The 11042-nt window shown below is 35.9% G+C and carries 12 protein-coding genes and 1 riboswitch; of the genes, 3 read left to right on the top strand and 9 right to left on the bottom strand.

All coding sequences use genetic code 11. The features are described 5' to 3' along the window. The gene (locus tag ACFQ3N_RS16645; protein WP_390363669.1) at nt 1-231 is read right to left on the bottom strand and encodes an excisionase family DNA-binding protein; all 231 of its coding nucleotides are present in this window, start codon (nt 229-231) and stop codon (nt 1-3) included. 130 nt (nt 232-361) lie between these two features. On the opposite strand from ACFQ3N_RS16645, the gene ACFQ3N_RS16650 reads away from it, so the two are divergent. Next, entirely contained in the window at nt 362-1297 is a 936-nt protein-coding gene (locus ACFQ3N_RS16650) for an acetamidase/formamidase family protein (protein ID WP_390363671.1), read from the top strand. Between the two features lie 155 nt (nt 1298-1452). Here the strand turns inward: ACFQ3N_RS16650 and ACFQ3N_RS16655 are convergent, their stop codons facing one another. The 6 genes from ACFQ3N_RS16655 to ACFQ3N_RS16680 form a co-directional block, all read right to left on the bottom strand. Further along, nucleotides 1453-1761 (bottom strand): YolD-like family protein, encoded by a 309-nt coding sequence (locus tag ACFQ3N_RS16655; protein WP_390363673.1) that lies wholly within the window; start codon nt 1759-1761, stop codon nt 1453-1455. A gap of 185 nt (nt 1762-1946) precedes the next feature. Next, a riboswitch (cyclic di-GMP riboswitch) is annotated at nt 1947-2031 on the bottom strand. A gap of 477 nt (nt 2032-2508) precedes the next feature. Next, on the bottom strand, nt 2509-3231 hold the full coding sequence (locus ACFQ3N_RS16660) for an amino acid ABC transporter ATP-binding protein (protein WP_390363675.1): 723 nt from the start codon (nt 3229-3231) through the stop codon (nt 2509-2511). Continuing rightward, nucleotides 3232-3897 carry an amino acid ABC transporter permease gene (locus tag ACFQ3N_RS16665; protein WP_390363677.1) on the bottom strand — a complete coding sequence of 222 codons (666 nt, stop codon included), beginning with the start codon at nt 3895-3897 and terminating at the stop codon, nt 3232-3234. 77 nt (nt 3898-3974) lie between these two features. Beyond that, nucleotides 3975-4751 carry a transporter substrate-binding domain-containing protein gene (locus ACFQ3N_RS16670; RefSeq protein WP_390363679.1) on the bottom strand — a complete coding sequence of 259 codons (777 nt, stop codon included), beginning with the start codon at nt 4749-4751 and terminating at the stop codon, nt 3975-3977. 311 nt (nt 4752-5062) lie between these two features. Continuing rightward, nucleotides 5063-5341, bottom strand: a complete 279-nt coding sequence (locus ACFQ3N_RS16675) for a GNAT family N-acetyltransferase (RefSeq protein WP_390363681.1) — start codon at nt 5339-5341, stop codon at nt 5063-5065. Between the two features lie 39 nt (nt 5342-5380). Then, nucleotides 5381-5788 (bottom strand): (4Fe-4S)-binding protein, encoded by a 408-nt coding sequence (locus ACFQ3N_RS16680; RefSeq protein ID WP_390363684.1) that lies wholly within the window; start codon nt 5786-5788, stop codon nt 5381-5383. Nucleotides 5789-6071: 283 nt separating this feature from the next. Between ACFQ3N_RS16680 and ACFQ3N_RS16685 the strand changes: the two genes are divergently transcribed. Together ACFQ3N_RS16685 and ACFQ3N_RS16690 are read left to right on the top strand one after the other, a co-directional pair. Beyond that, complete coding sequence (locus ACFQ3N_RS16685) at nt 6072-7172, top strand: mechanosensitive ion channel family protein (protein WP_390363686.1); 1101 nt, start codon at nt 6072-6074, stop codon at nt 7170-7172. Nucleotides 7173-8148: 976 nt separating this feature from the next. Further along, on the top strand, nt 8149-8850 hold the full coding sequence (locus ACFQ3N_RS16690; protein ID WP_390363688.1) for an L-2-amino-thiazoline-4-carboxylic acid hydrolase: 702 nt from the start codon (nt 8149-8151) through the stop codon (nt 8848-8850). Nucleotides 8851-9064: 214 nt separating this feature from the next. Here the strand turns inward: ACFQ3N_RS16690 and ACFQ3N_RS16695 are convergent, their stop codons facing one another. Continuing rightward, nucleotides 9065-10240 carry an SEC-C metal-binding domain-containing protein gene (locus tag ACFQ3N_RS16695; protein ID WP_390363690.1) on the bottom strand — a complete coding sequence of 392 codons (1176 nt, stop codon included), beginning with the start codon at nt 10238-10240 and terminating at the stop codon, nt 9065-9067. A gap of 228 nt (nt 10241-10468) precedes the next feature. Next, nucleotides 10469-10705 carry a hypothetical protein gene (locus ACFQ3N_RS16700; RefSeq protein ID WP_390363692.1) on the bottom strand — a complete coding sequence of 79 codons (237 nt, stop codon included), beginning with the start codon at nt 10703-10705 and terminating at the stop codon, nt 10469-10471. Nucleotides 10706-11042 lie beyond the last annotated feature (337 nt).

Here is an 11042-nt window from a genome sequence, read left to right on the forward strand (position 1 = left end):
CTAATCCTCATCCTTTACGTCAATATCTTCTGGAATAGGCTCATTGAGATAATCCTGAATCATTTTACGGTATTTCTCAACTTGCTCAAGATGTGTAGTAAACTGTTCCTTATTAACAAGGTACTGTTCACCATCGTAAATAGCACGAATGCGATTATTTACAATAAGTGCTTTAATTTTTGATTCTTCTGTAGATAAAAATTCCGCTGTTTCCTGTATACTTAGGTACATAATACAGTTCCTTTCGTGTTTATCATTACTATTATTTTATCATCAACGAATAAACTATACTAACAACAATGATCATCTCATGATAAAATTACTGTATTACAGATTAAACTTACAAGGAGTGGCACAATCATTGATACATAATTTGAAATTAGACAAACAAAACTTCCACGGATCTTTCAGCAAAGACTATCAATCTATCTTGACAATTGATTCAGGTGATTCTGTTCGATTAACAACACTGGATATTCAGTGGGGTTACTCTCCATCAAAGGGAAAAGAGCGAACGTTTTTTACCTCTAGGGAAAATGAAGAAAAACCTGGTCACCCCATAATTGGACCAATTGCAATACGGGGTGCAAAACCTGGTATGGTGCTAGAAGTTAAGTTGAATGACATTGTTCCTGGATGGTATGGACAAAACTGGTCTGGAGGATTCAAAAGCTGGCAAAATGAAAAGCTAGGCTTAACAGATACAGAGAAAATTCAACTTGACTGGGAGCTAAGTCCAACTACTATGGTAGGAAGTAGCCATATTGGTGAAAGGCAATTCCAGGTTGGCCTGCAACCATTTATGGGTTTAATGGGTGTAGCACCAGCAGAACCTGGCATCCACACAACAGCCCCGCCTCGCAATTGTGGTGGAAATATTGATTGTAAAGAGCTAGTACGAGGGAGCAGTCTATTTTTGCCGATCTCAGTTGATGAGGCATTATTTTCCGTTGGGGATGGACATGCTGCCCAAGGTGATGGTGAGGTCTCAGGAACTGCTATCGAATGTCCAATGGACTTGGTGGATATTACGTTAAACCTTAGAGATGATGTGAAATTAAATACACCAAGGGCAATGACACCTAGTGGATGGATAACATTTGGATTCCATGAAGATTTAAATGAAGCAACTGCTGTAGCGCTTGATGAAATGATCCTACTGATCCAACAATTCCACAACATAACTAAAAAAGAAGCAACCGCTTTAGCCAGTGCTACTGTTGATCTGCACATTACACAGGTTGTAAACGGTGTGAAAGGTGTACATGCGATCCTTCCACATGGTGCAATACGGTAAATAACAGAAACAGCTCTGGGAAACTGGAGCCGTTTTTGCTCCTTTATACACAGAACAAAGGCGCTGGAGCTGGACACGGCTTACACAGTCAATAATTATCTACAGGCTCCTCTAAAAAAGATTCGCATTGGATCGAATCTTGAAGCTCCCACATATTACGCAAATTTATATGTCTTTATGCCCACAACATCATCCATGTTAATATCAATTGTATTCTCACTTTCTATCTGAATAATCTGAAGTGTATTATCTACATGGGCTATCTTCCCAATGGCTATTTTAGGATTATGATATGCGTAGTATTTTACTTCTATTAATAAGTTTTCTCGAATAGCACGGACTAATGCACTGTTAATATTAAGTAATTGACCTTCATCTCTTACAAGATTTTTCTTATCAGAATTTCGTTGATAGGGTAAAAATAATACACTGTATCGCCTACTGTCCCCATGATAATTAAACATTTCTTCATTCCTCTTTTATTTAAATTAGTTGTTCTTAAGCCTCTCGCATCTATCTACATTTCATATAAACACCCTTCTTCATCATGTACGGAATTATACATAAAAATAGCCCACCAAAAATGGTGGACTTAATTTGTTAAATTATGTAGAAACATAATAAACTATTAATGTTTTATCCAACCTTTTTCGGCGACCCGGCGATCATAGTTCAAAAACTTTAGACCCGTGGCTTTGCGACCTTACTTTTCAATAAGTTTGCCATTTTCGTAGGTATTTATGATTATTGTAGGTAAATATAACTATACAACCTAACTTATATTATCAGTTTATAAAGCATTATTCAACACATACATTTACCGGCGTTAATCAACCTCTACATTACAATTAAATTCATAACCGTCATCTAAAAATATTTTCGAACTAAGGTTAGATAATGCAATTATTAATGAATATTAAGTACTCTCTAAAGGAATATGCAGCTTTGTGTAAACGACATTAACATCAGCTATAATGTTATATATTATTCTGAAAAACCCTAACTCCCTTAAAAGCTAATTTATTTATAATGTTACAAAATTTATCATTACAGTGTCACTTATACATGGAAGTTATCAATGGGGATTAAAGATAAAATGACTCCAGAACAATTCTGGAGTCATTTATCAGTTTCATCATAAAGACCTTATTATTATACTTTCCAATTTATGATTTTTAGTTCAAGTATAGTATTTGCCTTTGTGTTTAAATTTATAAGATTTTACTTAAGAATGATTGGGTCCTAGGATTTTGAGGGTTGTCAAAAATTTGTTGCGGATCCCCTTCTTCCATAATAATTCCTTCATCCATGAATAATACACGGTCTCCCACTTCCTTAGCAAAGCCCATTTCATGAGTAACTACAACCATAGTCATACCTTCTTCAGCTAAATCTTTCATTACTTCAAGAACATCTCCAACAAGTTCTGGGTCAAGAGCAGAAGTAGGCTCATCAAACAGCATAACTTTAGGATTCATAGCGAGTGATCTAGCAATAGCCACACGTTGTTTCTGCCCACCCGAAAGACTATCAGGATAATCATCTGCTTTATCAGACAATCCTACTTTATCGAGAAGTGGCAGGGCAACGTCTTTAGCTTCTTGTTCAGAAAGATTCTTCACCTTAGTTGGACCGAGCGTGATATTTTCTAAAACCGTTTTATGTGGAAATAGATTAAAATGTTGAAATACCATTCCTACTTGAGAACGTACTTCATTAATATTGACATTGGGATCCGTTAACATTTCACCGTCAATCGTAATTTCCCCTGCAGTTATATCCTCAAGAAGGTTGATGCACCTAAGGAAAGTACTTTTCCCAGAGCCCGAGGGCCCTATCACACACACCACTTCACTCTCATCTACTTTAGCGTCAATTCCTTTTAATACCTCTAAATCACCGAACGATTTGTGTAATTCTTTTACTGTAATCATTTAGACATCCAGCTTCCTTTCTAGTCTGTTTAAATAGAGTGCTGTTGGCACCGTGATACATAAGTAAAGTAAACAAACCATGACGAGTGTTTCAAATATTTCAAATGTAGTATTGTAATATTCTTTTGCCATAAACACGACATCGTGTACTACGATAACAGAAAATACGGATGTATCCTTTAAACTAATAATAAATTGGTTTCCAAGAGGGGGGATCATTCGCTTAAAAGCTTGAGGCCAAATAATATAACGCATTGTTTGATTTTCAGTTAACCCCATTGACCGTCCTGCTTCATGCTGCCCTTTATCAATAGAATATACGGCACCGCGGACAATTTCAGCAATATATGCACCGGCGTTAACTGCAATTGCAATAACACCTGCAGTAAAGGAAGTTATATTTAAGCCAATTAAATCTTCGGAAACACCATAATAAAGAAATAGTGCTTGTGCCAGTATCGGTGTCCCTCGAACAACCTCGACATAAACCGACCAAAACCCTCGAATAAATTTGTTTTTAGAGAGTTTCCCCAAACCAGCTAAGGATCCAATAATCATCCCAAAGAACAGACCAATAACTGTAATCATTACGGTAATTTTCAGGCCATCTATTAAAAATGGCAAACTTTGAACATATGCTGAATCCATAAACGTTGTATAGATCATTCTTCTAGATCTCTCCTTAATAAAACAGCGTAACAAGCAATGACTTGTTACGCTTGATTTTTAGTCTATTTAGTTGATTATTCTGTTTCAGGTGGTGCTGTACCGAACCACTTTTCATAGATCTCTGCATAAGTTCCATTTTCTTTTATCGCTGCTAACCCTTCATTAACTGGATCAACAAGGTCAGATCCCTCTGGTAATGCAATTCCATATGGTTGACCTTCTAGTACGTTACCTACTGTTTTTAATTCATCTGGAGCATTTTCTTTAATATAATACTGTACGTTTGGCAAATCATATAACACTGCGTCCAGACGTCCTCTTTCCAAATCCATATACGCAGTTACAATCTCTGGATATGCCTCAACCTCAGCATCCGTATTATCTTTTAAATAGTCGTTACTTGTAGACCCTTGACGTGCCCCAACTGTTAATCCACCTACATCTTCTATTGATTCAATATCAGAATCCGCAGGTACAGCAAGGATTAAACCAGAATCATAATACTTGTCTGAGAAATCGATGAACTCCTCGCGCTCCTCCGTAATAGAGATACCAGCGATACCTATATCATTTTTACTGGTTCGCATGGAAGCAAGTAACCCATCAAATTCCATTGTTTCAAATTCAATGTCAAACCCGGATTCTTCTGCGATAGCTTCGATTAATTCAATATCAAAACCTTCCATTTCACCTGTATCAGGGTTCTTATACTCAAACGGTTGGAAATTAGAATCGGTTGCAACTGAATAAGTTTCACCATCTCCATCGCCACCGCTTTCACTTGTTCCACAGGCCACAAGTACTCCAATAGAAATAATTGCAATAAGTAATAATGTTATTTTCTTTTTCACTTTCAAATTACCCCCTACTATTTTTATAACGTATTGTATAATTTTCTCACAGTATTCAAACTTTTCAAATTCATGTATACAACTATAATAGAGTATAAATTGTTATATATCAGCTTCTGCCTAATTGTGTCTATTTTCTTTTAAAATAACGCTGTTATACTACAAAATACTCCCAGACACGCAAAATTTAGTATATTTTTTTATGGAACAGAACTATCATTCTATTAAACAGATGAGGTGTATGTACATTATCATGATCATTATTTAAAATGGCGTTAAAAAAGACCTGCTTAGGCCTTTTATTTTGACAGTTATTCAGCTAACACATCCTGGTATTCGGGGGTTTTTTCCAGCTTTCCTTTAGCATAGGGACATGTAGCGGTGATTTTCTTACTTTCTTCTCGGGCATACGTAACAACCTGATCAACTAATTTACCTGCCATACCTTCGCCACGCAACTCTTCTGAAACGTAAGTATGGTCAATATCAATTTGGGCTTCACCTACAGGTATAAACGTAATTTCTGCTGTTGGATTAGTTTCATCGTTTCCTACAAAAAATTTATTTTTACCTTTCTTTATAGTAGTCATGGTAACTCCTCCCTTTTTTTTAAGTATAACAAAGATATTTTATGACTCACATTCATAACTCTCATCACAAAATGGTTTATTGTGTGAATGACCACAGCCACAAAGTGAGGCTCTTATAGCGTTAATTTCTTCGTCTCCTTTTTTAATTTCTAAGTCCCCTTTCACATACATAACATAATTCTCTCTATAGTCAATTATGGTTTTGTGGGGCGGGGTTTCATGAACACCACCATCTTTTCGAACATATTCTAAAGCCCCACTGGGACAGCGCTCCACAATTTCTGCTACTTTATCTGCAAAAGCTCCATCAGCATTTATCCAAGGCTTCTCCTTTACATCAAAAACTTCCGGTAATCCGTTCACACATTCTGCAGCATGGATGCACCGCTCTTTATGAAATTGTACATCGATATCTTCACCAGTGTAATTCTTTAACTCGTTATTCATTAGCAACCATTCCCTTGTTTTAGAAGATAAACTCATCCCTACTATAGTGTCCTTAATTTAAATAGGATATAATTGATTTGAAAAATCTTAGAAAACTGGCACTCGTTAAAGGGATTCTTGGTAAGCGTACTTTGCTTTCTTAGAAGCCCTTATGCTTTGGAGTGCAAGTCTTTATGGCGAAATACCTAGTTGCACTTATGCAGATAAGAAAGTTTTATCTTTCTTATCTGCTAAAATAAAAGTATATGTTACGATAAAGGATAGTCAGGAGGGATTAGGTAAAATGACATGGTCTTGGGAATTATTTTTTTCTTACGATTACGTAAAAGATATTTCAATTTCAATAGGTATTATTTTGCTGTTCTTATTGTTCAGGAAAATATTTGCAAAATATGTTTTTACGCTTTTGTTAAAACTCAGTAAAAGGGCACCAAACGATTTCTTTTCCTACATATTTATAGCCTATGAAAAACCAGTAAGATGGCTCTTCACTATAATAGGTATTTATATTGCTGTAGATTATTTCCCTTATTTGGAACAATCAAATCCATTATTTCTTAACATAATAAGGTCATCTGTTATCTTTATCATAGGTTGGGGACTGTTTAATTTATCCTCTTCATCTTCACTTATATTTTTTAAAATTGAAGAAAAATACAAAGTTGATATTGATGACATATTAATCCCTTTCTTATCAAAGGCATTACGTTTTATTGTTGTAGCAATAAGCATAACCGTAATTGCCCAGGAGTTTGATTATGATGTGAACGGGTTTGTTGCAGGACTTGGCCTAGGTGGACTTGCATTCGCGCTAGCTGCCAAAGATGCCATTGGTAATTTGTTTGGCGGAATTGTTATTATAACCGAGAAACCTTTTACAATTGGAGATTGGATTGAAACCCCTAGTGTGGAAGGTACTGTGGAGGATATTACGTTTCGAAGCACAAGGGTACGAACTTTTGCTGATGCTCTTGTAACAGTACCCAATGCCACTATCGCTAACGAATCAATTACGAACTGGAGTGAAATGGGTAAAAGGCAAATCACATTCAGCATAAGAGTAACTTATGATACTTCTCAGGACAAGATAGAGAAAGTTGTTAAACAGATAAAGGATCTACTTGTGAATCACTCTGACATACATCAAGAGACAATCTTTGTTACCTTTGATAAATATAAAGAAGATGGGTTAGATATTTTCTTATACTTTTTCACGAATACTACTGCCTGGGGAGAATACTTAGATGTTAGAGAAGAAATTAACTTTAAAATATTGGAAATTTTAGAGAATGAAGAAGTTTCCATTGCAATACCAAGCAGAAGACTGTATGTCGAATCCCAAGGCGATGATCATAGTGGACGTGGATTAAGTCAGGAACCTTAGAAATTCGGTATAATGACAGCTACTACTTGTATAGCGTTATTACTATAATAAAAGAAAAAAATAACTTATCCAAATACACCCACAACAGATTCCTATTGTGGGTGTATTTTAATTTATGGCTGTTCTCGAACGCATTGTTGCTTTTTTATCTTCATAGTTGATGTAAACTGCGACGTAACTTTAGGCTTACTTCTATTGCCGCCGTCCGGGATCGCTACGGACGGATGCTTTCCGCGGGCACGGCCTCAGCCTCCTCGAGAAAACCACTCTGCGGGGTCTTCGGACACGTGCTGTTCCCGCAGGAGTCACCGCCCTCCGCTCACCCTGACTGGTAAGGTGTTTTATTAATACAGATACAGTCCCACGACAGTAACGGAAATAACAGTGGAGGAAATACACATAGACTCCTTGAAAATACAAACCGATTTTCTGCGTGCGATGTCTAGCTATGTAGCTTTCCTTATCCTGTGGGAGCAGAGGCCTAGTTGAGACCCCGCAGAGCGTTAGCTCGAGGAGGCTCATCAGCTGCCCACGGGTAGAAGACACTGCGCAGTGAAACGAAGCAGATGTCTCACTTGTACCCGGATGGGTGAAAGCGAAGTGTATTTCCGTAGCGGTAGGTTAACCGTCACATAAAGTTACGTCGCAGTCTATTATAACTTGGAAGTACTAGAAATAGTAGATAAATGGTACTGACATAAGGGAATATTGTCTCTTTACTTTTATAATTATTTTTAAATTTCTCGTTTCGGTAACAGCCGATTCTTCCTGAGCATACAATCCAGCAAATCCTATTAACAAGCTGCAAACCATATTGGAGCGTCTTGTTGACAGCTTACTAATCCCCCGCACACCAATATATGAATATATTAAAATATTTTACCGTTTACTTATATAATTAATCATTTTTTTTGAATGTTAACTTAGTATAGTATATAATAGTTAAATTCAAGAATATTACTTTAGGAGGTATTCTATGGAAAATCAAAAAAAACCAATACCACCTTTATCCATGTATAGAATTACAGCAAAACTTTTTACACATATAGAGAAGTCAGTAAGCTCTTCATTTGGATTAAAAGGTACAGAATTAATACAAACCGGCCTTGAAAAATTTGGATATAAAGATGCATATGATATTGCTGAGCAAGCAACTCGCGAAGGAGAAGAGCATGTTTTAGATGCATATATCCCAGATAAATTTGACAGTGTTAATCAATATGGTGATACAACAATCTATGGATTAATGGCTAAGATGTTTGCTCAAGTTACCAAAGCAGTTGTTGATTCATTCGGTGAAGAGGGTCAAAACGCAATAAAGGAAGGCGTTAGGACTTTTGGAGAAGAGCGTGGAACAGGTATTGCAGAACGTGCTAAACATTTCAATAAGCCAAATACAATTGACAATTATCTATCTAACTATGATATGGGGCGCAGTGATCTATTTGAGTTTGAAACTATCTTTAAAGAAAATGTGATCGAGCAAACTTTTACACAATGTCCTTTTGGTCAGCAATGGGCTGATGATGGTATGCATGAATATGGTATATTATATTGTCAGATGATCGATCCTGCAGTTGCTAAAGGATTCAACCCTGATTTTGAAGTGGAACATGACCAATACGTCCTAAAAGAAGGCGTATGTCATTTTAATTTTAAATTAGAGGATAAAAGCTAGTATAATCTTATTCATGCTTGCTTGGGTACTCCACTAACGTTAAGCGTCCCCCGAGATCGACACGTTATAACCCCCCACTTTTAGAAGCCCTTTAGGGTAATTAAGTGGGGGAGTATTTATGTAGATGCTTTTAATTATACTACCATGTTGTAAATTTTTGATATAAAGGTCCGGCCCCTAGTACGTTAGCACTTAGGTACCGAGAGCCGGGCATTTATTTTCCACAACATTTCTTGAATTTTTTCCCACTTCCACAAGGACACGGTTCATTTCTACCTACTTTTTGCTCATTTCGAATAGGTTCAGTAACTTCTCCTATTCCTTGAAATAGTTCAAAATCACCGTCATTCCAACCCATTTCTGTGATTTCGTTTTTCCATTCTTGAAGCTTTGGATGATCAATTTCATTAATCATACAATTACAGTACAGGGACTCCGGTAGATCAACGTACCAACCAGCATACTCACCATCAATAATTTTTTCAATGATTGGAATAGCCTTTGTTGAAAGTTGCATACAAAGAGCATCAGCAATTAATGTGCGGACTGGCTCTACCGCTACTTCTTCTACCAACTGTAATAACATTTCTTCAGCGTAGGGACTCTTAATCTGCTTAACCACATCTAATGCAAAAGGTCCGGTTTCTTCATCATTAACATACGGCATCAGGCTGTCTACAACTTCGTCTCCACCTATTTTAACCAAGGATTGTATTACTTCCTCCACTAACACATCTTGGTCTAGATCATTAAAAAGAAGTTTAACTAAAGTAGGTGTCATTTGTTGCATTCTGGTCTCTCCAGCAAGCATTACAAAGAAAATTCCATAAATAGAAACAAAATCTTCTTGTTCTTCTTGCTCTAATACCCTCACAACCATTTTTCGATCCCAATCGTTCCGAGAGGATAATAACTCGATAATTTTCCCCGCAACTTGAAAGCTTTTGTTATCATATCGAGTTCCTATTTGATCAGCGTAATTTTTTAGTTCGTCAAAAAGTTCACTCGTTGAAAGTGAAGCTAGATTTAAAAGGTCGTGAAATAAATTCCTTTGTTTATTATTAAAGCAAGGAATAATGTGTTCTTTATACTGTTGTAGAAAAGGAATCGGACTATTCATCACTAAAGTAAGTGCGGTTTTATAATCCCTAGATGTTTTGTTCAACGTTTTTATTTGATGAAGCAATTCTAGGAAACAATTTTCCGACATTGGAAATTTTATTTTATCCACAAACTGCAAATTCCGGTTTTTATTAGCTTCTAATACAATCGGTAATGTCTTTTCATTTGCTAGATAGCTTTCTTCCAGTAACCCTAAGGCAAAATCTTGAACAACAGCCTCTTCATAGTTAAGGAAAGGATGTACTCTTTCAATAAATGTTGTTTGCATAGTTAAGCTCCTTTATTCTATTTATCATTTAGCTATATTAATTTTACGTATTTGGTAGTTAACTATCAAACTGCTGAGTTAATTTAAATTTTAAAAGAACCGCTATATATGTTTGTAATTATGATTAATCTCGTTTTTTAAATGAAGCCCTTCAACAAGTTATCCGGCTAAAGTCCTTCCCGCGCTTGAAGGGGGCGTCTTCTGTCTGATGATGATAAATGAGATTTACTATTTTAGATCAGATAACTTTTTGGCATATCTTTCCTCACTAAATGGAACATGATCCTTCATAATTAAGTACATTTCTTCTATCAAAATTGCACCAATCATTTCTTTTGCCTTATTCCCCGAATAGCCTGATTCCCTTAATCTTTGATAGGTTTTCGTTGTGCATATAGGGTCCTCCATTTTTAGTTGGTTTTCAACAGTTTCTAATATTTGCGATTTTACTCTTTCGTTAGCCATAGTTTTTTCTCCTTTTTTAATTAATAGTAGTGTCTTCTATCTATTACTATACTGATCTACTTCTAGAATTAATATACTTGAAGTTTATCAAATAAGAAAGGATGATAATTCAAATTTTGATTGTCAAGAATACTCCGAATTCATTATATAATGCTGTAATACCTGATTAAATAAGAATGGATTTAAATAGCTGCATAACTTTATTCAAGTTATACAGCCTCTTTGTATCTCCGAGATTGTTTCTTAATGAATTCTGGAATAAACAGTTCTTTAGAAAACTTGGCTTATCGTTAAAGGAATTCTTAGTAAGCGTACTTTGCTTTCTTAGAAGCCCTTA

The organism is Virgibacillus byunsanensis, from assembly GCF_042675965.1.
Lineage (GTDB): Bacteria > Bacillota > Bacilli > Bacillales > Amphibacillaceae > Virgibacillus_R > Virgibacillus_R byunsanensis.